The organism is Streptomyces sp. NPDC002564, assembly GCF_042889645.1.
Classification (GTDB): domain Bacteria; phylum Actinomycetota; class Actinomycetes; order Streptomycetales; family Streptomycetaceae; genus Streptomyces.
In genome coordinates this window covers 221062-243042 of record NZ_JBIARE010000011.1, presented here as the reverse complement: position 1 = coordinate 243042, position 21981 = coordinate 221062, and the positions used below count along the sequence as shown (strand labels likewise).

Sequence of the window (21981 nt, the reverse complement as noted above, 5' to 3'; positions counted from 1 at the left end):
TCTGGGTCACTGGTTGCTCCCGGTGGGCAGGTGGGTGGAGGTGGCGGGGAAGCGGCGCACGACGTAGCTGCGCCGGTCGTGGAAGCCGAGAACGCGGGCGCCGTCGGCGAGCAGGCCGCCCAGGGTCTCCCGGACGGCGAGCCGCCAGGCGCGGGCGGCCCCGGGGTCGGTGCGGCGCAGGGCCTCGATGTCGTCGGGCAGGTCGACGAGGACGAACTCGGCGTCGGTCGAGGTGAGTTCGGGGCGCCCGTCGACGTCGCGGACGGCGTGCGCGGCGCCTGCGGGCAGCGGGACGCCGTCGTGCCCTGCGGTCGACAGCGGGACGGTCAGGTCCCAGGCGGTCAGGACCCGGTCCGACTCGTCCCCGCCGTTGATGGCGTCGTCCATCGCGCCGTAGAAGGACTCCAGGTACTCCTCGGGCCGCGCCCCGAGCTTGGTGAGGTTGAAGTGGGCGTTGCGGCGGATCAGCGGGTCGTAGGTCCAGGTGATGCGCTTGAGGCCGCGGTCCAGGGCCCACTGGCGCTGGTGGAGTTTGAGGGCCAGACCGATGCCGCCGCCCATGACGGCGCCGGTGATGTGCGAGTGCAGGGTGGTGCCCGCAGGCTCGCCGAAGAACGCCACGGTCGCGCCCGTCAGCCGGCCGTCCGTGTAGGCCCCGGCGACGTAGTTGCCCGCGTGCGACAGCGCGCGCATGATCTCGGCGGAGACCGGCTCCGCGCCGGGCTCGGGGCCCCAGATGTCGGCGTACAGACGGCAGACGCTCTCGAACTCCGCCATGGAGTGGAGTTCGCGGATGTCGTGGTGGTTCACAGCAGGGCTCCGACGAGGTGGGAGAGGAGGTGGGCGCGGGTCGGCATGTCGGCGATGATCACATGTTCGTGGTCGGCGTGGGCGCCGTCGCCGACGGCGCCGAGGCCGTCGAGGGTGGGGCAGCCGACCCCGGCGGTGTAGTTGCCGTCGGACGCGCCGCCCACGGAGGCCTGCCGCAGCGGGCCGAGACCGATGCGGTCGGCCGTGTCGCAGGCCAGGGCGAACAGGCTCTGCGAGGAAGCGGCGTCCAGCGGCGGGCGGTTGGGGCCGCCGCCGACGACGAGGCGGGCCTCCGGGTGCCGCGGCGCGAGGCCCCGGACGAGGTCGTCGACGGCCTCCTGCGCCGCGGGGGAGGGGACCCGCACGTCGAGGCTGAGGTCGGCGCGGGCGGGGACGGTGTTGGTGGTGGTGCCCGCCGACAGCACGGTCGGGGTGATCGTCGTGCCGGGCCCCGTGCGGGCGTTCACCGTGTCGGTGATGTCCTGGAGGGCGAGCAGGTGGTGGGCCAGCTCCGTCGCGGCGTTGACGCCCTTCTCGGGTTCGAGGCCCGAGTGGGCGGCGCGGCCGTGCACGGTGAGGTCGTAGTGCGAGACGCCCTTGCGGCGGGTCTTGAGGGCACCCGCGACGGATGCCTCCAGGACGAGCGCGGCCCGGCATGCGCGCGCGGTGTCCTCGATGAGTGCGCGGGAGGTGTCCGAGCCGACCTCCTCGTCGCCGGTGACCAGGACGCAGACGCCGTCCAGGGACGGCAGCCCGGCCAGCGCGTGGAACATCTGGACCAGGCCCGCCTTCATGTCGAAGACTCCGGGACCGCGGGCGACGCCCTGTTCCACCGAGAACGGATGGGTCGTGAGGGTGCCCAGGGGCCAGACGGTGTCGTGGTGGCCGAGCAGCAGGACCCGCGGGGTGCCGAAGCTCCACCGCAGGTGTGTCACTCCACCGCTGACCAGCGTCTGCGGCCGGGCGCCGAGCAGGCGACCGCCCTGGTCCGCGACGACCCGCGCACTGCGGGCGACGGCCGCGTGGTCGGCGGAGTACGACTCGCAGGTCACGAGCTCTTCGAGGTCGGCGAGCATGGCGTCGAGGTTCGGCGGCGCGGGGCGGGGATCGGGTGCGGCCTGCACGGATGTCCTCCAGGTGGTGGGGTGCGGGGTGCCCTCCACGCTAGGCAGGGTGCCGGATCCGGAGTTGGTACGAGGGTCACAATCTGCGGCGCGGATTCGTGTCGTCGTACGAAGAGGGTCCGGGACGCGCGGCGCGCAAGGGGCCGCGGGCCGGGACGGAGGGGTGCGCGGCGCGGGAGAAAGGGGCCCGATCACGGGCCGGGCTGATCTGCCACTTCCCGGTCCTCGTCCATGAGCCGGCCGCGGCGAAGCAGCGAGGGCACGCGTGTTTGCCGTGGAGGGTTGCGGACAGTCGGACGGTGGAGGCAACGGCAGCGCATGATGCACCTGCGCTGGAGCAGTTGAAACGCTGTAACACCATGGAGGCGGGAATATGAGCGAGAACCTGTGGAATTACGCGTCCACGGCTGGTTACACCCCGGACGCCGACCTGACGGGTTTCAAGGTCGAGGCCACCGACGGCCACATCGGCAAGGTGGACAAGCATTCCAATGACGTGGGCTCGCAGTACATCGTCGTCGACACCGGCGTCTGGATCTTCGGCAAGGAGGTCCTGCTGCCCGCCGGCACCATCACCTTGATCGACGCGGAGGCGGGGATCATCCAGGTCGCCCGGACCAAGGACGAGATCAAGTCCGCGCCCGAGTTCGACAAGGAAAAGCACCTCGGCGACGCCGCCTACCACCAGCAGCTCGGCACGCACTACGGTCCCGGACCCGCCGCCCGACCGTGACGGCTATCCCGTGTGGGGGTGGCACCCGTACTGCGGGTGCCACCCCCACACGCGGCCCCGGCCGATCGCGTGCAAGGTGACATCGTCCCCCGCACGCCCCACCGGGCGACCCTCGGCTACGCGGCGGGCACCTTGAAGCGGAACAGCCTGCCCGACCAGGCGGCATACAGGTCACCGCCGACGGGCTGCGCCGACCAGGCTCCGGAGCCGCCCGTGGCCCGGTGCCGCCAGACCTGCTCGCCGGTCTCGCCATGGAAGGCGTACAGGCCCTTCGTCCCCGCGGCGAAGAAGAGTCCGCGCACGGCGCCCAGGAACGCGAGATCCCCCAGGCCCGACCCGGCCTTCCAGCGTGCGGCGCCGGTCTCGGCGTCGACCCCGTGCAGCACGTTCTTGTCCAGATAGCAGACCGTCCCACCGGCCCGCGCGAAACCGCGGTTGCCGCGGGCGGCGGTCCGCACCGACCACAAGGTCTTGCCGGTCGCCGGGTCGAAGGCGGCGAGCAGGCCGCGGGTCGACCCGCCGAAATTCGTGCTCGGATAGCAGAACAGCGTGCCGTCGAGCAGGCTCAGGGCCCCCGTGTAGCCGAGGATCTCGCTGTTGGTCGGGGGGAGTTCGGTGGGCCTGCTCCAGACTGTCCTGCCGTCGTCGGGGTCGAGGCCGAGCAGTTTCATGTCCGCGTCGACGCCGTAGAGCACCTTGCTCTTCTCGCCCTTCAGCGGCGGGCGGAGCGTCACGAGGTCCTTCGCCCACACGCGCTCGCCCGTGCGCCGGCTCAGCGCCGCGTACCCCCTGAGCATGGCGGCCGGATAGACCTTCGACGGCCCGCCCCACGCGAGGGGCGCGCCCGCCGCGGTGACGCCGATGACCGTTCCCGGGTCCTTCGTGTCCCGTGAGGTCCACCGCACCTCGCCGCTCGACGCCTCGAGGGCCAGGAAGTGCTTGCCGCTCCGGGCCATCACCAACGTGCCGTCGGAAAGACTCAGTTCGGGGGCGCCGTCCCCGCCCGGCGCCTTCCACATCTGCCGTCCCGACCGGCCGTCGAACGCGTACACCTTGCCGTCGGTGCGCACCGTGCAGACCCGCTCGTCGTCGGCGATGGCGTCGGTGTTCTGGCCCCCGGTGTCCTTCCACAGGAGTCGGCCGGTGCTCCGGTCGAAGCAGGCGCCGGAGGCCTTCTCGGTGCACAGCAGCGTGGTCCGGGTCACCGCGCTCAGCGACATGCCGGGCTGCGGAAGCTCTTTGGTCCAGGCGAGTTCGGGCACGGCCGCCGTGCCCCCGTCGCCGCGCGAACGCAGGAACCACGCGCCGCCGCCCGCCGCCGCGCCCACCCCGAGCACGGCCCCGCCGATCAGCAACCGGCGCCGACCCAGCAGCGGACCGCGCAGCGCGCCCGCCAGCGTGGCCTGCTCCTGCGCGACTTGGAGTTCGACCGCGCCGAGCCAGCCGGCGGTGGTCTCCGGACGCAGCCAGGTCTGCAGCTGCTCGACGGTGGGGCGGCGGGCGGGGTCCTTGTCGAGGCAGGCGGTGACGATGCCGAGCAGGCCGTGGGGGACGCCGGTCAGCTGCGGTTCCTCATAGGCGGCCCGGTAGAGCAGGGCGTGGACCGCGCCGGTGCCGAAGGGCGGCACGCCGGTGGCGGCGAAGGCGAGCACGGCGCCGAAGGCGAACACGTCGCTCGCGGGCGTCAGTTCACCGCCCCGGGACTGTTCGGGCGACATGAAGCCGGGCGAACCCGCGACCTGGCCCTCCGCGGTGAGGACCGTCCCGTCGACGGCCCGGCTGATGCCGAAGTCGATGACCCGGGGGCCTTCGAGGCTGAGCAGGATGTTGGACGGCTTCAGGTCGCGGTGGATGAGACCGGCGCGGTGGATCGCGGCCAGCGCCTCGGCCAGGCCGCCGCCCAGGACGCGCAGGGTCGGCTCCGGCATAGGCCCGTGGGCGGCCAGGGCGTCGGTGAGGGAGGGACCCGGTATGTACGCGGTGGCCAGCCAGGGCTGCGGCCCCTCCGGGTCGGCGTCGACGACCGGCGCCGTGAAGGCCCCGGACACCGCGCGGGCGGCGTCGACCTCCGCCTTGAAACGCCGCCGGAAGTCGGGGTCCGCGGCCAGCTCCGGGCGCACGACCTTGACGGCCACCGCACGGCCGCTGCGCGACGCGGCGAGGTGGACACGGCCCATGCCGCCCGCGCCGAGCTCCCGGATCACCCGATAGGGCCCGATGTACGAGTCCGGGGCGGGCGAGGCGTCCTGCGGGGGCGGCGGCGCCGCAGGCCCGGGCGGATGCGGCGCGGACGGCGGCAGGGGCGGTGTGGGCGGCACGGTCACGGGGTCTCGATCCGGAAGGCGTGGAGGGTGGTGTCGGAGGCGGCGAAGAGCGTGCGGCCGGAGAGCTGGAGCGACCAGTCGGCCTTGCCCCCGGTGTCGCTCCCGCTCTTGCCGCCGGCGGGCTGGTGCGCCCAGAGCGGCTTGCCGTCGGAGGGGCGCAGGACGACGAACCCCGGCACGTCGCCGGTGGCCCAGGTGGCGAGGGCCAGCACGGACGCGCCGACGACGGGTCCCTGGTCCCGGGCGCCGCCGGTGGTGGTCAGGTGCAGCGGGCTCGCCCGGTGCCACACCTGCTTGCCGCTGCGCATGTCCAGGGCGAAAACGGTGCCCGGGCCGTCGTGGAGATACGCCCGCCCGCCCCGGACCCGGGCCGCGCCCAGGGTGGTCGTCTCGTTGACGGCGGTCCACAGCTTCTCGCCGTCGGTGACGCGGAAGGCCTGCACCTTGGTGCTGGTGACCAGCAGCGTCTTCCCGTCGGTGGACAGACGGGGATAGGCACCGGGTTGGGCGACATCGCGGACCGTCCACTGTTCGGCGCCGGAGCGCAGGCCGAGACCGCGGAGTGTGCCGTTGTCCTGGACGAAGCAGCGGCTCCCGTCGGCGTACGCCTGGAAATCGCTGCCCTTGACCCGGCGCGACCACAGCACCTTGCCCGAACCCAGATCGACCGCCAGCACCCCGTACCCCTCGTGACCGCTGGTCCCGACCAGCGCGACGGAACCGGCCACGGACAGGACGCTCTCGACGAAGTCGGCGAACCGGGGGCTACGGCCCTGCTCGGTGAGCGTGTACGTGAACTTCTGCTTGCCGTCGGCGCCGACGCCCAGCAGGAGACCACGCTCGCCGCCCCAGGCCGAGGCGCACAGCGTCCGCCCCTGCACGCCCAGCCACTTCGGCTCCCCGGACATGTCGGAGGGCAGGCGCAGCGACCCCGCCCAGCGCTTCTTCCCGGTGGCGGTGTCGTAGGCGGTCGCGCGCCGCTGCTCCCAGTGCACCAACACGTCGCCGAGAAGCTGGAGTTGCGGACTCGACAGCTTCCGCAGCGGGACCGACCACCGCGGCTTCGGTCCTGCCGGGACCTTGGGCGCGGCCCTCCCGGTGCTGCCCGCGTCGCTGCCGCGGTCCGGTCCCTTGCCGCGCTCCGGCCGCCACCCGGCCAGGGCCGCGGCCCCGCCGCCCGCCACGACGGTGGTGCCTGCCGCGGCGATCCACAGGAACCTGCGGCGGCTCGGCCCCTCGGGCGCGGCGGTGGACGGATCGGTGGGCGGCGCGAGGGACGCCATGGGCACGGGCGGCGCGGCCACCAGGACGGCGGCGTGCGCCTGCCGCCGCGCCAGATCGTCGCGCAGGCCCGGCGTGAGGAGCGCGGCGGGCTCGGCGGCCCCCAGCGCGGTGAGGACCGAGGCGGCGGTCGGCCTACGGGCGGGATCCTTGTCGAGGCAGGCGCCGACCACCGCACGCAACGAGGCAGGGACGCCGTCCAGCCGGGGCGGATGGTGCACGGCCCGGTAGAGGATCTCGGCCGTCCCTCCCGAACCGAAGGGGCCCTGCCCGGTGGCCGCGAAGACCAGGACGCAGCCCAGCGAGAAGATGTCGGCCGCGGGCCCGGCGTCGCGGCTCGACATGATCTGCTCGGGCGCCATGAACCCGGGCGTCCCCATCACGGCCCCGGTCCGGGTCACCTGGGTGGCGTCCACCGCGCTGCTGATGCCGAAGTCGATGACGCGGGGCCCGTCCCCGGTGATGAGGACGTTGCCCGGCTTGAGGTCCCGGTGCACGATGCCGGCGTCATGGATGGCCGGCAGCGCCTCCGCGAGACCGCAGCCCAGAGCCCGCAGGCCGTCCTCCGCCAGCACCCCGAAGCCGCGTACGACGTCGTGCAGCGACGGCGCGGGGACGTAGGCCGTGGCCAGCCAGGGCTGCGGGGCGTCCGCGTCCGCGTCGAGCACGGGCGGGGTGAAGAAGCCGCTCACACGGCGGGCGGAAGCGGCCTCGGCCCGGAACCGCCCGCGGAAGTTCGGCGCCTCGGCGTACTCGGGCCGGATGACCTTCAGGGCGACCAGCCGCGACCCCGGTGACCTGGCGAGGTACACCTGGCCCATGCCGCCCTCGCCGAGGAGCTGGAAGACCTCGTAGGGACCGATACGGGCGGGGCCCTGCCGCGGACGTTCCTGGGCGGGCGACTGCCACTGCGACTGCGACTGCGACTGCGGCTGCGGGTGGGCGGTGAGCGGGCGGGTCGGCGTGGCCGGAGGGCGCTGGACGGTGGTGTGCGGGCGGGTCGGGGCGGCGGGCGGCTGCGGCCCAGGCGGGTGCAGGGGGTGCCCGGGGCTCTCGTGGCTCCCGGGGCTCCCGGGGCTCCCGGGGAGCGCCGAGTGCTCCGGGTGCGCGGACGCGGGCGTGACCCCGGGAGCGCCGCCTTCGCCGCCTTCGCCGCCTTCGCCGCCGTCGTGCGGGTGGGTGTACACGTCGTCGCCGCGGCGGTCAGCTCAGCGAGCCGAGCACGTCACGGGCCGCGGTGATGGCGTCGTCCTCGGTCTGCTCCTGCGTCCTGTCGGAGCTCGTCGTGCTGTAGACGAATTCGGTGCGGACCTTCGCGTTGCCGTCGCGGACGATCACCTTCACCCAGACCAGCGAGTCGTCGACGGAGTGGACGACGAAGGCCTCCTCGCCGAGCCCGTCGACCGGCCCCGAGTCCGTGACCTTGTGCGTGGGCCCGATCTCCTTCATGGCGACCTTCTTGTCCATGTCGTACAGGGTCTTGGCCGAGGTCCCGACCGTGAGGCTCACGTCCAGGCTCTGAAAGTCGCCGGTTCCCGCGGGTTCCCAGCTCGGCATCCTCGTGATCATCGAGGCCAGATCCTTGTCGTCCATCAGGCCGGGCGTGCACTGCCCGCCGGGCGCGATCTTCGCGATGGTCGACGCCTTGATCAGCTCGCATCCCTTGGGTGCCTTGGAGTACGCCTTGCCCCCGGCGGGCGCCTCGTCCGACGGCCCCTTCGGCTTGGCGGCGCCGCCCGGCACCCCGGCAGGCTTGCCCGACGCGGTGTCCTTGGCGTCGTCCCCCGACGTGACGACGACCACGCCGACGACCACGGCGGCGACGAGCGCCACGGCGCCACCGATCAGCCAGGCGCGCGAACGGCCGCCGCCGGGGCCGGAGGTGCCGGGGCCGCCGGGCGGGACCGGCTGCGACCAGGCCGAGGGCGCGCCCGGCGCCTGCGGCGGGACGGGCGGCGGCGCGTGGCCGGGCGGGGGCGGCGGTACCTGGCCGGCGACCGGATGCGGCGCCTGGCCGGGGCCCTGATAGGGCTCGGCGAAGCCCTGCCGGGGATCCACCTGCGGGTTCTCACTCACGGGGCAACTCGCTTTCCTACGATTCACACCCCCGGGACCGGCAGGAACCCGTCCCGGGGCAGGCCGGAGCGGAGATCGACCGGGACCGGACACGACGCGCCGAACCCTCTCGCGAGACACTGCAATGCCGATGAAATCCTGATGAAGGAGAGGGCACGGCCGCCGCGGGGAATACGGGGAACCGCGGCAACGCACGGACATCACGGGGGAGTTCACGATGGACGAGACGAACGAGACGAGCACACCGCCGACGGCGCACACGCGCGTGCGCGAGCCGGGCGCACCAGGGGGGCCGGACGTACCGGCGACACCAGACGCACCAGCGGTGCCAGGCATACCGAGCGCGTCAGCCGCGCCGGACGTGGGCGGCTCCGGCAGAGGGCTCGGGCGTCCGGCCGGTGGGGGCGGTGCTGCGGATGTGACCGGTGCGTCCGGTGTGCCTGGTGTATCCGGTGCGGCCGGAGCTGAGGACCCCGGCGGCGCGGGGTGGCCGCTGCGGCTGGCCCTGCTCGGCCCGGTCGCCGCTCATCGCGACGGGACGCTGCTCGACCTGGGACCCGTACGGCGGCAGGCGGTCCTCGCCGCGCTGATCCTGCGCGCGGAGACGCTGGTCACCCACCAGCAACTCCTCGACGACGTCTGGGGACTCGAACCGCCGGGCACCGGCCGCCGGGTTTTGCCCAGTTACGTCTACCCCCTGCGCAAGGCGCTGGACGCGCCCGGTACCGCACCCACCGCCTCCGTCATCCGCGGGGAGCGCGGCGGCTACCGCTTCGTGCCCCGCGAAGTCCGCACGGATCTGCGGGAGTTGGCGGACCGGAACGGTGCGGTGCGCGGAGCGAGGGCGTCGGGCGATCTCGGCGCCGCCCTGGAAGCCTGCACGCGGGCGCTGCACCTGTTCCGCGGGGAGCCGCTGGCCGGTCTGCCCGGCCCGCTGGCCGACGCCGAGCGGCAACGCCTTGCCCGGCAGCGGCGCACCCTGCACCAGGAGCGCGTGGAGTGCCTGGTGCTCCTGGGCCGGTACGCGGAGGCCCTGGACGAGCTGCTGGCCACGCCCATGGCGCACCCGCACGACGAACCGCTCGCCGCCCTGCGCATGCGCGCCCTGTACGGAGGCGGGCGGCAGGCCGAAGCGCTCGCGGCCTACCGGGCGACGCGGGACCGGCTCCGCGACGAACTGGGCGTGGAGCCCGGCGAGGAGCTGCGCCGCGTGCATCAGGGCGTGCTGCGCCGGGACGATCGACTGCTGCTCGGCGCGTCCGCGCAGCCGCGCTCCGCAAGCACCCCCACCGCGGGGTTCCCACCCCTGGCACCGACACCGACACCCACACCTGCAGCCCTACTGACACCCGCATCTGCTGCCCTACCGACCCCCGCCCCCGCACTGCCCTCCGGAGGCCCCCTTCCCCCGCAGCGGCCCCGCCGCAACGAGCTCCCCGGCGACACCGCCTGGCTCGTCGCCCGGGAGGCGGAACTCGCCCGGCTCACCGCACCGGTGCCCGCCGGCGCCGTCTCCGTGGCCGCCGTGGACGGCACCGCAGGCGTGGGCAAGACCGCGCTGCTGGTCCGCGCCGCCTGGACGCTGCACGACCAGTATCCGGACGGCTGCCTGTTCGTGGACCTGCACACGCACGGCGCCCCGCACGAGAGGCTGCGCCCGCAGCGCGCCCTGCACCAACTGCTCCGCTCCGTCAACGGTGTCGATGACGAACTCCCGGATGAACTAGACGACTTGGTGACCGCATGGCGTGCGGCCACCAGCTCCCTCCGGCTGCTGCTCGTCGTGGACGACGCCCACAGCGCGCAGCAGGTACGTCCCCTGTTGCCCGCGGGACCGGGCAGCCGTGTTCTCGTGGCGGGCCGCCAGCGCCTGTCCGGCCTCGACGCCGACCGTCGGCTGACCGTGGAGCCGCTGGGGACCGGTGACGCGGTCGCCCTGCTCACGTGTCTCCTCGGTGAGGAGCGCGCCGGACAGGAGCCGGCGGCCGCGCAGGACCTCGCCCGCCGCTGCGGCGGCCTCCCGCTGGCGCTGCGGATCGCCGGGGCCAGGCTGCAGAACCGGCCGTCGTGGACCGTGGCCCACCTGGTCGGCCGGCTGTCGGACGGCGAGAGCCGACTCGGCGAGCTCCGGGCGGAGGACCGCAGCGTGGAGGCCGCCTTCCGGATGTCCTACGACCTGCTGGCCCCTGAACTGCGCCGTGGCTTCCGCGCGTTGGCCCAGGCCCCGACCGCCGAGTTCGACGGGCTGGCCCCCGCCGCCATGCTGGGCCGCCCGCTCCGGGACGCCGAGGACGTGCTGGAACGGCTGGTCGACGCGAACCTGTTGCAGCAGCCGAGACCTGGCCGCTACCGGTTGCACGATCTCGTACGCGACCACACGCGCCGTCTCGCGACCGACGTGCCCGAGGAGGCCGCGGCGGACCGCGCCGCGGTACTGCACCTCTACATCGCCGCCGGGCGCATCGCCAGCGACTGGGGGCCCGAGGGCTACCCGACCGGCCCCGACGTCTCCGGCGCTCCCTTCGCGGACTGGCGGGAGGCCGACGCGTGGCTGGAGGCCGCCGGAGGCCAACTGCTCGACGTGGTGGCCTTCGCGGCGGCCACCGGGCAGCGCGACCAGGCCTGCTGGATCGCCGAGTCGCTGGTCGACCCGCTGGTGCGCCAGGGCCGCTTCCACGAGTGCCGCGCCGCCCTGGAGCTCGCGCTGCCCGGCGCCGACCTGGCCGAGGACCGGCGGATGCCGTCCTCCCTGCGCAACTGCCTGGCCATAGCGGACATCTATCAGGGGCGCTTCCGGCAGGCGTACGCCTGGTGCGCCGACGCGCTGAGCATCGCCCGCCCGCGGGGCGACCTGCGCGAACAGGCCCGGGCGATGGCCGTCATGGGTGCCGCGGCGCGGGCGCTGGGACGCCTTCCGGAGGCGGCCGCCCATCTGAGCGAGGTCATGGGGCTGGCGTCCCGGCTGGACGACGACTGGCTCGCGGGAATGTCCAGCTGCCAGCTCGGCGCCCTGCACGACCAGGAGGGGCGGCACGAGAAGGCGCTCACGTACTACGCCACCTCGCTCGCCTTCGCCGAGAAGATCGGTCGTCCCCGGATGATCAGCAAGACCCTGTGCTTCACGGCCGAGGCGCACCTGGCCCTCGGCCGGCATGCCGAGGTCAGGGACCTGACGCGGCGCGCGGCGGAGCTGGCCCGGGAGGTCGGCGATCTGCAGCTGCACGCGACGAGCCTGTCCCTGCTCGGTGCGGCGGAACACGGTCGCGGAGACCTGCCGGTGGCCATCGCCCTCCAGCTGGAAGCCCTGGCGACACTGACCGAGCACACCAGCAGGCCTCTGGAGATGGAGGTCCGCCGCAGGCTCGCACGCACCTACGAGGCGGCGGGCCGTCCGGCCGACGCCGAGCGGCAGTTCCGCATCGCCCGGTCCCTGGCCGGGTCGGCGTAGCCGAGGTTGGTGCGTATCCCCACGACTCCTGGCGCGACCCGGCCGGAACAGTCCGACTGCGCGAGGGTCAGCCGGCGAGCTGCTGACCGAACTTGGCGTCCTTCTCGGGGTCGCCGAGCTTCGCCGGCGCGAGCGTGGTCGCGCCGGTGGTGGTCAGGCCGCCCGGGGCGCCGTACAGGTTCCACAGGGCGCCTGAGTCGGTGAAGGTGCCGTCCTCGCCGGGGGCCGTCGCGGTGAGGTCGGCGTGGCCGTCCTTGTCGAGGTCGGTGAGGCGTACCTGGCGGCCGAAGTCGTCGCCGCTCTCGGAGACGCCGGGTACTCCGGCGGTGGTCTGGTTGTAGGCGACGGCGCCCTTGCCGCTCATGCCGCCGTCGGCCTTGGACGCGCCCTTGAGCAGGACGACCGCACCGGTACCGGTACTCGCGTCCAGGCTCTCGCCGGGGACACCGACGGCGACCTCCGCCCGGCCGTCGCCGTTCACGTCGCCCGCGCTGAGGGAGGCGCCGAACGCGTCGTCGTCCTCGCTGGCCCCGGGGACGCCCGCGGTGGCCTGCGTGATGACCTTCTTGCGCGCGTCGGTCGGTCCCGCCGCGCTGCCGTACTGGATGGTGATGCTGCCCGGGGCGGAGTCGATCACCTCGGTGACGCTGCCGATGTCGCGGGTGATCAGGTCGCCGTACCCGTCGCCGTCGACGTCTCCGACGGTCCCGCTGTAGGCCGTGCCGAGCTTGGTGGAGCTGTGGCTGACGCCGGTGCGGCTCCCCTTGAAGAAGCGGGCGTCGTGTGTCATCTCCTCGAAGCCGTGCGTGCTGACGATGTCGTCGACGCCGTCGCCGGTCAGGTCGCCCGTGATGAAGGAGCGCAGCCCGGTGGGCCCGTCGCTCGTGACGATGCTGTCCTTGGACGCGGGCTTCCCCGCGCGGGTGAACGGGCCGTACTCGATGGTCATGCCGGAGACGTCGGGGTCATCGCTCGGCACGTCGTTGACGACCAGGTCGCGCTTGCCGTCGCCGTTGAAGTCGCCCGTGGCGAACTCGGAGTTCGCGTGGGGCAGGAGGGTGTCCGCGCCGGTCAGCCCGGAGGCGGAGCCCCACAGGACGGTCGCCTTGTTGCCGTTGTCGTCGCCGCCGGTCACGAGCAGATCGGTGTAGCCGTCGGCGTTCAGGTCGGCGGGCACCGTCTGGTAGCCGAAGGCGAACGAGCCCTGGAGCTCGCCGGGAACGCCCGGGGTGGCGCGGCTGATGCGCTGGTGGCGTGCGGTGCCGGGCCCGGAAGCGGTGCCGTACACGAGGGAGAGGTAGCCGGCGTTCTCGACACCGTCGACGGTTCCGTTCGGCGCGGCGACGGCGAGGTCGGCGTATCCGTCGTGGTTGAAGTCGGTGACCGGGGTGCGGGGCGGCTGCGGGGCCGCGGCCGCGGTGCCGGTGGTGACGGAAACGGCCAGGGGCGCGGTCAGTGCGACGACGGCGATGGCACTGATGAGGGTGCGGCGGGGCACGGGTCCTCCTGTCGGGAACGGGTGTGACGCAGGAGGTGACAGGCCCCTGAGGGTGATGGTTGTGCGTTCTACGAACTCCGTTACATGATCCGGACGTTCGGAGGCCGCCGAACCACCCTGCGCCCCGAGGGGCCGTCGCCGCGCCGCCTGGCGATGCCACGAGGCGACGCCGCGACGATGCCTGATCGTGATCCACGGGGGGACAACCCTGCGTTGATCCCGGATGTCTGAGAAACGCGCCGGGGAACGAGTCTCCGGCGCTTGCGATACAGAGATCGGAAAACACGTGGGAAAGAAGCTCTGGAGAGCTGTCGTGGCCGGTGGCGCGACCGCACTGTTCACCGGCATGGCCGCAGTTCCGGCCGGCGCGGCCGAGGGCGGTGCCTCGTTCACCCGCGTCCAGGTGAACGGCGGCAAGCCGATCGTGATCGGGGTGTCCAACGAGGTCGCGGTTCCCGCTTCCTTCAGGGTGACGGCCGCCCACAAGGTGAAGTGGACCGATGTGTTCCTGTACCGCGGCAACACGATCGATCGGTTGTGGCACTCCATCAGTACGAACGACTGCGTGCAGGACGGCTCGGGCGCCTGCGACATGAAGGAGACGATGTACTTCGACCCGAGCGTGTGGGACATGGTCAACAGCGAGGCAGGGGCCTGGAAGGTCGCGGGCGAGGTGTCCTTCCGGAGCGGAGGCGGTGACGTCGACGACGAGGGACTCACGGCCTACGTCAAGCGCAACTCCCGCCTGACCGTCAACGCCTCACCCGAGCCGGCGGCCAAGGGCAGCACCATCACGGTGACCGGGAAGGTCACCCGGGCCAACTGGGAGACCAGGAAGTACGGCTCCTACGCGGACCGCCTGGTGACCTTGCAGTTCAAGCCCGCCGGAGCCACCTCCTACACCACGGTGAAGAAGGTGCACGCGAACGGTTCAGGGACCCTGCGGACGACCGTGAAGGCCGCCAAGACGGGCATGTGGCGCTGGGTGTACTACGGCAACACCACCACGGGGCCGTCGACCTCGACCGGCGACAACGTCGTGGTGCGCTGAATCTCCCCGGCTGCCTCGCGTCCCGCCGGGCAGCCGGTCCCCCTTCCGCCCGCCGTGTCGCGTCGAGCGGTCTCCGGGCGTCTCCGGGCGTCTTGGGGCAGGACCGGGGGGCGTACGGACAGGGCCCGGCGCCGGTCATGCGGTGTCGGACGAGCCCGCGCCCCCCTCGTACCGCCCCATCAGCCGCAGCTGCAGCATCGCGGCGAACCGCTCGGAGGGGTCGCGCAGGTCGATCTGGCCCACCTCGGCGACCCGGCGGATGCGGTAGCGGAAGGTGTTCGGGTGGACGAACACGCTCGCCGACGCGGCGATCACGTCGCCGAACGCGTCCAGCCACGCCCGCAGCGTCTCGACCAGATGGGCGTTGTGCCGACGGTCGTAGGCCGCCAACCGGGCCAGCGGCCCCGAGAGTTCGTCGCGGTTGGCGAGCGCGAGGTCCCGCATCTCCAGCAGCAGCGCGTCGACGGAGACGTCCGCGATGGACGCCACCCGCCGCGCGCCCCGGCCGTCGAGCAGCACGCGCAGGGCGCGGTCCGCGTTCGTCCGGGAGCGGGCCAGGGCGGCCGGTTCGGGCGCCACCGAGCCGATGCCGACGACCGCGCCGGGACGGTCCCCGGTGCGCCGCAGGAAGTTCTCCGCCACCTGCTCGGCGCGCTCGCGCGCGGCCACCGAGCCGTCCGGCACGGGGAACAGGGCATAGGCGACGTCCCCCAGCAGGGCCACCGCCGAGCGTGGCCGCACGGCCGTCAGATGGACGGCCAGCGCGGTGGTCAGACGCTGCCGCTCGGCCGCCACCTGGGCGTGGTCGCCGTCGGCGGAGGGGGCGAGGCCCATCGCGAGGACCAGGAGGGGTTCGTCGGCGAGCCCCAGCCCGCCCAGCGCCCGGACCGCCCCGGGCCCGCCCTCCAGCGCGGTCGTCACCAGGTCGGCGCGCAGCCGGTTCTCCGCGTCGGCGCCCGCCCGGTAGCGCAGCATGTGCAGGGCGACCAGCTTGGCCGCCTCCCGGAACGCCCGCTCCCGCTCCGGGGTGAGCGGCTCGCGCAGCGCCGCCCAGACCGAGCCGAGGATCTCGTCACCGGCCCGCACGGCGATCGCGGTGCGGGGCAGCGCCACCTCGTCGCCGAGCGCGGGCGGCGGGATGTGCACCGGGCCCGGACTGCGGTAGAGCTCCTTGAAGACGCCGTGCTCCTCGTGGATGCGCCGATAGCGCTCGGGCACCCGCCGGGCGAGGATGCTCGCCACCCGCGCGGGATCGGCCTCGTCCTGCCGCCCGGAGAACGCCAGGATGCGGGAGCGCCGGTCCTCGATGGTGATCGGCGCGTCCAGAAGCGTCGCGATCGCGTTGGCCAGGGCGAACAGGTCCCCGGACGGCACCCCGCCCAGCGTGTGCCCCTCGCCGAGCTCGCCCACGTCCCCCTCGGCCAGCAGGGTCCGCAGCATCGCCGCAAGCTGGGCCCAGGACGCTCCGCGGGTCAGCGCCAGGAGGGCGATCCCCGTCTCCGCGGCGACGGCCTCGAGCTCCGTGGTGTCGACGGGCCCGCGCACGACCAGCGCGGCGGCCCCCGCGTCGCGCAGCTCGCGCAGCAGCCGGGCGATCTGCTCCGGCCCGTGCACGCCGACGCCGAGCACGATCGCCCGCTCCGGGTAGTGCTGCTCGTCGTACGGATCGTGGATGCCGACGCCGCCGAGCTCCCCGGCGGTCGCCGGGTCGCCGTGCAGCAGGTCGAGGAGGGCCGAGCCGAAGTCCTCGAGCACCCGGCTCAGGCCGCGGGCGGGGTGCGTGGACATGTGCCTGATCATCTCCGCAGGTGAGGGCCGGTGAAGGCCGGTGAGGTCGAGTGTTTTCGTACGCGAGTACGAGGCTACGCGGCGGTTTCCGCAGCCCTGGACGAAGGGGCCCGCATGCCCTCCGCCCCGGGCGGACCGGAGGGCATGCGGGCTGCCCGTCGGGGCAGCCGGGTCTGCCCGGTGGGCTCCTGACGTGTGCGGTGGGGTCTCCTAGCGTCATGGGGTGAGCCTTTGGACCTCCCTGGAACCTGTTTCCGCGACCGTCGACCCCGGGAGCAGCACCACCGTGCGGCTGCGGGTGCGCAACACCGGCGACGTCGTCGACGCATACCGTCTCGACCCGGTCGGCGACCTCGCGCCCTGGACCACGGTGGAGCCGTCGGTGCTGCGGCTCTATCCAGGGACGATCGGCACGGCGGAGGTGACGTTCGCGCCGCCCAGGACATCGGACGTGCTCGCGGGCCCGCATCCCTTCGCCCTGCGGATCACCCCGGCCCAGCACCCGGGCGAGGTCTCCGTCCCCGAGGGACAGCTCACGGTCACCCCCTTCACCGAGGTGCGCGCCGAGATGGTGCCGCCCACGGTGAAGGGATGGTTCCGGGGGCGGCCGCAGCTCGCCGTGGACAACCTGGGCAATACCGGCGTGACCGCCTCGCTCAGCGGCAACGACACCGGCGACCGGCTGTCGTACGACATCGAGCCGAGCACCCTCCAGATCGAGCCGGGCCGGGCCGCCTTCGTGCGGGCGACGCTGCGGCCCCGGCAGGTCACCTGGTTCGGGTCCCGGCAGGAACTGCCCTACTCCCTGGCCGTGCGCCGTTCCGGCACCGAGCCGATGGACGTGCCGGGCACCTTCGTGCAGCGCGGGGTCCTGCCGGGCTGGCCGGCCGCCTGCCTCGGCCTGGTCCTCGCGGTGACGATCGCGTTCGTGACCGTCTGGCTGACCTACCGGCCCCAGATGCAGACGATGGCCCAGGAGAAGCCGCAGGAGGCGGGCAAGGTCGTGCCGAACAGCCCCTCGCCCCCGGCCGGCGCCGCGCCCTCAGAACCCCCGAAGGAGCCCGAGGAGAAGCCGGACACGTCCGGCGACGAGGGACCCGAGGAACCCGAGGGCGGGGGCGGCGGTGGCGGCGGGGACGAGGAGCCCGCGGAGCGGACGGCGGCCGACGCGGTCGGGGAGCTCGGCGAGGGCCGGCACATCTGCTACCGCGCCTACGTCGGCGACGCCTGGCAGGCCCCCGTCTGCGACGGCGAGGAGGCGGGGGCGGCCGGTGGGGGCACCCCGATCAAGGCGCTCAACATCGCGGTGTCCGGCACCCGGGGGGTCAGCGGCACCGGGGCGTTCGTGGGGGAGGGCTGGCGCACCGGGATCCCCTGGTCGAACGCCGAGGACGGCAAGGACATGGTCTTCGGCAGCACCAAGAGCGACGACCCCGCCCTGGAGGCCTACACCTTCAAGGTCGTCGACGGCTCGGCGTGCAGCGACGCCTTCGTGCAGGGCCGGGACTGGATGGGCGAGGTGTGCACCGATCCGGGGAACTGGAAGTACCACGGCAGCCCCATCGAGCAGTACCAACAGCTGGAGTCGGTCCGCTTCACGGTGTGACCGGACTCCGGCACCTCGGTCCGGTGGCCCGCGCCGTGGGGGGAGCGGGCCACCGGGACCAGGTGTCCAGTCCTGCCCGCCCGTCCCGGCACGCGGTGCGGCGGCCCTCACACGCGGCGGCCCTCAGATATAGCCCTCGCGCACGGCGTACGCCACCACGTGCGCGCGGTTGCGCAGGTGCAGGCGCGTGGTGAGGCCGTACATCACGTTCTTGACGGTGCGTTCGGAGTACGACAGCTTCGTGGCGATCTCCGACGTGTCGAAGCCCTCGGCCACCAGGCGCACCACGTCCAGCTCGCGTTTGGTGAAGCTCGACAGGACGTTCGGCTGCTCGTCGCCCCGGTGCAGGCGCCGCACCTGGCCGATGAGCTGCCCCAGGAGGTCCGCGGGCAGATCGCCGTCCCCCTTGGCGGCGGTCACCACCGCCTGCACGAGCCGCTGCGCGGTCGCCTCCCGGCGCCAGACGACGGCCCTGACCCCGCACTCGATGACGTCGAGGAGCTCGTGCTCGCGGACCGTGCCCGCGACGAGGACGCCCCGCGCACCCTCGCTGCGCACGGCACGCCGCAGCCGGGTGAAGGCGGCCTCGTCCAGGGTGTCCTCGATGAGCAGGGCGACGTCGGCGGAGCCCGGGCCCTCGCACAGTTCGACCTCGGGGTGACGGCGCAACTGGCTGCGCACGCCCTCCCGGCTGATCGGGTCGGGGGCGCTCACGGCGACCCGTACCCGGTGCGGTGACGGCAGGGCGGTGGGCGGGCCCACGAGGGCCAGGGGCGAGGTGGACAAGCGATCTTCCTCACTGTCTGTGGCGGCACGGTGCGCGACAGCGGCGTGCCACCGTGCCGGGTCCCGCCCGACGGGGGCGCGGGCGGGACCCGGCAGGGGAGAACGGGGGCTACGGGTGCGCCCCGGGAGCCGGCCGGCCGGGCGCCGCCGGGCTCCGGACGGCCGGGGGCGGCACCCGGGGGACGTCAGGAGCAGGACGTGTAGAAGTGCTTCCAGCCGTCGGTGGGCATGGTCGGCGGCTCGGCCGGGGTGCCCGAGTCGCCGTACCTGCTGTTCTGGTCCGCGTCGTACGCGCCCGGGCCGGTGGTGGCCTTGGAGAGCCGCACCTCGCGCTCCAGCACGCCGTCGCCGGCGTTGTTGAGGATGGCGAGGTCCGGGTAGACGTCGCCGCCGTAGTTGGCGACGCGCAGCTCCTTCGCCTCGCGGACGTCGCCGATATCGAGGTGCCGGGTGCGGGTGGAACCAAGGTTCGTCCGCTTCAGGGGCCCCGGCCGGAAGTCGGAGACGCGGGCGGTGTTCGGGTCGTCCACGCCCGAGGGCTTGACGATGTTGACGACGATGTCGAGCTTGCCGTCCTTCTGGAAGTCGGCGACCGCGGCGGTGGCGACCTCGCCCGGCTTGGCGCCGACCAGCTTGCCGACGGACTGCTTCTCGCCGAACGCGCCGGTCGCGGTGCCCCACTGGACCGTCATCCTGGTGCCGGTGTGACCGGGGTTGATGATCTTGTCCGGATAGCTGTCCCCGTCCAGGTCGCCGAGCAGCGTCGTGGTGCCGGACAGGCACGGGGCCGCCGCGGCCGCCGTCCCGGACCGGTCCGCGCCGCCCGAGGCGGGCGCTCCGGCCGCACTGGCCTGGTGGCCGGCCACGGTCAGGGTCAGGGCGACCGCCGCGACGGGCGCGGCGATCAGGCATGAGCGCTTGCGAAGCATGTACGAACTCCCAAAGTCGATACCGCTGATCCGTGCCCGTGGGCCAGGCCGGCGGACGGGCACGGTCCGAGCTTGCGGGGTGCCGTGCTCCGCAGGCCATGAATGCCGGTCAGTTAGGGACGCTGGAACGCGAGAATGCCCTCTGACCTGCTGGAATGCCGGGTGCCTGGAATGCGTGACTGGAACGCGCGACGGCGTGCGACGTCACCGGGCGACCCGCTCCCTCGCCGCTTCGGTCACCGGGGTGAAGAAGTTGACGAGGTTCCCGTCGGGGTCGCGGAACAGCAGCGACCGATTGCCCCAGGGCATGGTGGTGGGCCCCGCGACGACGTCGGTCACCCGGTCGGCGAGCTCCCGGTGGACACGGTCCACGTCGTCCACCAGGAACTCGGTGATGACGCTGTGGTTGTCCGCGGGACGGGCCGAACCCGGGGCGAACAGCGGAACGGTGCGGGTGCTCGCGAGGGCGAGCGTGGCGGTGGGCGTGACGATTTCGGCGAAGTCGTCGGTGGCCCACCGCGCCCGCACGCCGGTGGCCCGCTCGTAGAAGCCGACGAGGCGCGGCACGTCGCCGGTGATGATGCGGATCGAGACGAAGTCCATGGAGATCTCCCCGGCGGCCGCGGCCGCCCAAGTCGTCGTGCTGGTCGATGCACTCCGCAGGCTAGGGAAAATAGCGGACGGAATCGGTCCGGTATCCGCGCTAGGTTGGTGACCATGTCCCGACCGACCGGCCGCGTGCTGACCCTCCTGGAGCTGCTGCAGTCCGGCGGCATCCGCACCGTGGCCGAGCTCGCCGACCGGCTGGGCGTCGAAGGGCGCACGGTACGGCGGTACGTGGAGCAGTTGATCGACCTCGACGTGCCCGTGGAATCGGTGCGCGGACGCCACGGCGGCTACCGGCTCGGCTCCGGCTACCGGCTGCCGCCGCTCATGCTGGGCGAGGAGGAGGCGCTGGCCGTCCTCCTGGGCCTCGCGGCGGTCCGGCGCGCGGGGCCGGTGACGGGACTTCCCACGGCCGGCGAGACGGCGGCGGCCAAGATCCGGCGGGTGCTGCCCCGGCATCTCGCCCACCGCCTCGACGCGCTCCTGGAGACCGTCGCCCACACCGGGGAACCCCGCGAGCTCCCCGCCCCCGACGCCGACACCCTGCTCACCGTCGCCGACGCGGTGCGCCACGGCAGGCCGGTCTCGATCGGCTACACCGACCGCGAGGGCCGCCGCAGCCGACGCGTGCTGCACGCGTACGGGATCGTCGCGCACGCGGGCCGCTGGTACGTCACCGGCGCGGAGCCCGTGACCGGCGAGGAGCGGACCTTCCGCCTGGACCGCGTCACGGAGGCACGCACCCTGCCCGGCTCCTTCGAGGCGCCCGTCGGCCGCAGCCCGCGGGACCGCGTCCTGGCGGGCTTCGCCACGGCCGGGTACCGGCACGAGGTGACCCTGCGGATCAGGGCGACGGCCCGGCACCTCCGCGCCCATCTTCCGGCCGCTGTCGCCGTGTTGCACGAGGAGGCGGGGGAGTCCGAGGAAGAGGCGGCGGTGGCGGTCGAGGCGGAAGGGGCGGATGCGACGGGAGAGGCGGGCGGCGAGCGCTGGTGGCGGGCCGAGGTGCGGGCGGAACGCCTGGACTGGCTGCCGCCCGTACTGGCCGCGCTCGACCGGCCGTTCGTCGTCGAGCGCCCCGACGAGCTGCGCCGACTCATCGGCGAGCTCGCCGACCGTCTCGCGTCCCGCGCCCGGCGGACGCCCTCCGCGTAAGGCCTGGGACGCCCTCCGCGTAAGGCCTGGCGCGAAACCGACCTTGACCGGGCCGCGCCAAAGTCTATGGTCCGGACCAAGTGGCCGTCGCGACCATCTGGCCCCACCGACCGGCCACACCCCGCACGACACTCCACCCTCAGGCCCGCCCCACGAGAGCACTTCACGCCGCACACCCCCATGAAGACATGCCGTGAAGGAGTAGGAATGGACAAGAAACGCAAGACAGCCGCCGCCATCGGTGCCGGTCTCGCACCGGTGCTCGCCCTCACCCTGCCGACCGGTTCCGCGAGCGCGCACGGATACGTCAACGCGCCCGCAAGCCGCCAGGCGCAGTGCGCCGCCGGCACCGTGCAGTGCGGCGAGATCAAGTACGAGCCGCAGAGCGTGGAGGGCCCCAAGGGCCTGCGCAGCTGCAGCGGAGGCAATGCCAGGTTCGCCGAGCTCGACAACGACGGCAAGGGCTGGCGGGTCAGCGACGTCAGCCGGACGCAGACGTTCACCTGGACGTTCACCGCCCGGCACCGGACGGCGAACTACGAGTACTTCGTCGACGGCACCAAGGTCGCCACCATCGACGGCGGCAACCAGCAGCCCCCGCAGACCGTTTCGCACCAGGTGAACCTCGGCAGCGCCACCGGCCGCCACAAGGTCCTCGCCGTGTGGAACATCGGCGACACCTCCAACGCCTTCTACGCCTGCATCGACGTGAACATCCGCTGAGTCCGCCCGGCAGGGAGGCCTCCCTCTCCCCGTCCCGCCCGCC

The 21981-nt window shown here is 73.6% G+C and carries 16 protein-coding genes; 6 read left to right on the top strand and 10 right to left on the bottom strand.

Features of this window, described 5'->3' with window-relative positions; all coding sequences use genetic code 11:
- Window positions 1–6 precede the first annotated feature (6 nt).
- Both ACFYXE_RS31850 and ACFYXE_RS31845 read right to left on the bottom strand, forming a co-directional pair.
- Complete coding sequence (locus ACFYXE_RS31850) at window positions 7–810, bottom strand: GNAT family N-acetyltransferase (protein ID WP_389318567.1); 804 nt, start codon at window positions 808–810, stop codon at window positions 7–9.
- Window positions 807–1886, bottom strand: a complete 1080-nt coding sequence (locus ACFYXE_RS31845; RefSeq protein WP_389318596.1) for a M20 family metallopeptidase — start codon at window positions 1884–1886, stop codon at window positions 807–809. Before ACFYXE_RS31845 ends, ACFYXE_RS31850 begins: the two co-directional genes overlap by 4 nt.
- A 421-nt stretch (window positions 1887–2307) precedes the next feature.
- Between ACFYXE_RS31845 and ACFYXE_RS31840 the strand changes: the two genes are divergently transcribed.
- Window positions 2308–2667: a PRC-barrel domain-containing protein gene (locus ACFYXE_RS31840; RefSeq protein ID WP_361181138.1), complete on the top strand. Its 360-nt coding sequence runs from the start codon at window positions 2308–2310 to the stop codon at window positions 2665–2667.
- Window positions 2668–2783: 116 nt separating this feature from the next.
- Here ACFYXE_RS31840 and ACFYXE_RS31835 read toward each other — a convergent pair whose 3' ends face one another.
- Genes ACFYXE_RS31835 through ACFYXE_RS31825 form a run of 3 tightly spaced genes read right to left on the bottom strand, consistent with a single transcriptional unit; the run spans window position 2784 to window position 8348 of the window.
- Window positions 2784–4991 (bottom strand): PQQ-binding-like beta-propeller repeat protein, encoded by a 2208-nt coding sequence (locus tag ACFYXE_RS31835; protein ID WP_389318564.1) that lies wholly within the window; start codon window positions 4989–4991, stop codon window positions 2784–2786.
- The gene (locus tag ACFYXE_RS31830) at window positions 4988–7459 is read right to left on the bottom strand and encodes a PQQ-binding-like beta-propeller repeat protein (RefSeq protein WP_389318562.1); all 2472 of its coding nucleotides are present in this window, start codon (window positions 7457–7459) and stop codon (window positions 4988–4990) included. Before ACFYXE_RS31830 ends, ACFYXE_RS31835 begins: the two co-directional genes overlap by 4 nt.
- Window positions 7460–7475: 16 nt before the next feature.
- On the bottom strand, window positions 7476–8348 hold the full coding sequence (locus tag ACFYXE_RS31825; RefSeq protein ID WP_389318560.1) for a hypothetical protein: 873 nt from the start codon (window positions 8346–8348) through the stop codon (window positions 7476–7478).
- 436 nt (window positions 8349–8784) lie between these two features.
- Between ACFYXE_RS31825 and ACFYXE_RS31820 the strand changes: the two genes are divergently transcribed.
- Complete coding sequence (locus ACFYXE_RS31820) at window positions 8785–11796, top strand: BTAD domain-containing putative transcriptional regulator (protein WP_389318558.1); 3012 nt, start codon at window positions 8785–8787, stop codon at window positions 11794–11796.
- Between the two features lie 67 nt (window positions 11797–11863).
- Here ACFYXE_RS31820 and ACFYXE_RS31815 read toward each other — a convergent pair whose 3' ends face one another.
- Window positions 11864–13294 carry an FG-GAP-like repeat-containing protein gene (locus tag ACFYXE_RS31815; protein ID WP_389318556.1) on the bottom strand — a complete coding sequence of 477 codons (1431 nt, stop codon included), beginning with the start codon at window positions 13292–13294 and terminating at the stop codon, window positions 11864–11866.
- Between the two features lie 286 nt (window positions 13295–13580).
- On the opposite strand from ACFYXE_RS31815, the gene ACFYXE_RS31810 reads away from it, so the two are divergent.
- Window positions 13581–14345 (top strand): hypothetical protein, encoded by a 765-nt coding sequence (locus ACFYXE_RS31810; RefSeq protein WP_389318554.1) that lies wholly within the window; start codon window positions 13581–13583, stop codon window positions 14343–14345.
- Between the two features lie 135 nt (window positions 14346–14480).
- Here the strand turns inward: ACFYXE_RS31810 and ACFYXE_RS31805 are convergent, their stop codons facing one another.
- Window positions 14481–16133: a PucR family transcriptional regulator gene (locus ACFYXE_RS31805; RefSeq protein ID WP_389318552.1), complete on the bottom strand. Its 1653-nt coding sequence runs from the start codon at window positions 16131–16133 to the stop codon at window positions 14481–14483.
- Between the two features lie 223 nt (window positions 16134–16356).
- Here ACFYXE_RS31805 and ACFYXE_RS31800 point away from each other — a divergent pair, with 223 nt between their 5' ends.
- Complete coding sequence (locus ACFYXE_RS31800) at window positions 16357–17739, top strand: hydrolase (protein WP_389318550.1); 1383 nt, start codon at window positions 16357–16359, stop codon at window positions 17737–17739.
- A 123-nt stretch (window positions 17740–17862) separates the two neighbouring features.
- On the opposite strand, the gene ACFYXE_RS31795 is transcribed toward ACFYXE_RS31800, so the two are convergent.
- The 3 genes from ACFYXE_RS31795 to ACFYXE_RS31785 all read right to left on the bottom strand — a co-directional run bounded on the left by ACFYXE_RS31795 (window position 17863) and on the right by ACFYXE_RS31785 (window position 20057).
- On the bottom strand, window positions 17863–18525 hold the full coding sequence (locus ACFYXE_RS31795; protein WP_389318548.1) for a response regulator transcription factor: 663 nt from the start codon (window positions 18523–18525) through the stop codon (window positions 17863–17865).
- A 185-nt stretch (window positions 18526–18710) separates the two neighbouring features.
- Window positions 18711–19454 carry an FG-GAP repeat domain-containing protein gene (locus ACFYXE_RS31790; RefSeq protein WP_389318546.1) on the bottom strand — a complete coding sequence of 248 codons (744 nt, stop codon included), beginning with the start codon at window positions 19452–19454 and terminating at the stop codon, window positions 18711–18713.
- 204 nt (window positions 19455–19658) lie between these two features.
- The gene (locus ACFYXE_RS31785) at window positions 19659–20057 is read right to left on the bottom strand and encodes a VOC family protein (RefSeq protein WP_389318544.1); all 399 of its coding nucleotides are present in this window, start codon (window positions 20055–20057) and stop codon (window positions 19659–19661) included.
- Between the two features lie 114 nt (window positions 20058–20171).
- Between ACFYXE_RS31785 and ACFYXE_RS31780 the strand changes: the two genes are divergently transcribed.
- Both ACFYXE_RS31780 and ACFYXE_RS31775 read left to right on the top strand, forming a co-directional pair.
- Window positions 20172–21215, top strand: coding sequence for a helix-turn-helix transcriptional regulator (locus ACFYXE_RS31780; protein WP_389318542.1), 1044 nt, complete (start codon window positions 20172–20174; stop codon window positions 21213–21215).
- Between the two features lie 207 nt (window positions 21216–21422).
- Window positions 21423–21938, top strand: a complete 516-nt coding sequence (locus ACFYXE_RS31775; protein ID WP_389318540.1) for a lytic polysaccharide monooxygenase auxiliary activity family 9 protein — start codon at window positions 21423–21425, stop codon at window positions 21936–21938.
- The last annotated feature ends 43 nt before the right edge of the window (window positions 21939–21981 follow it).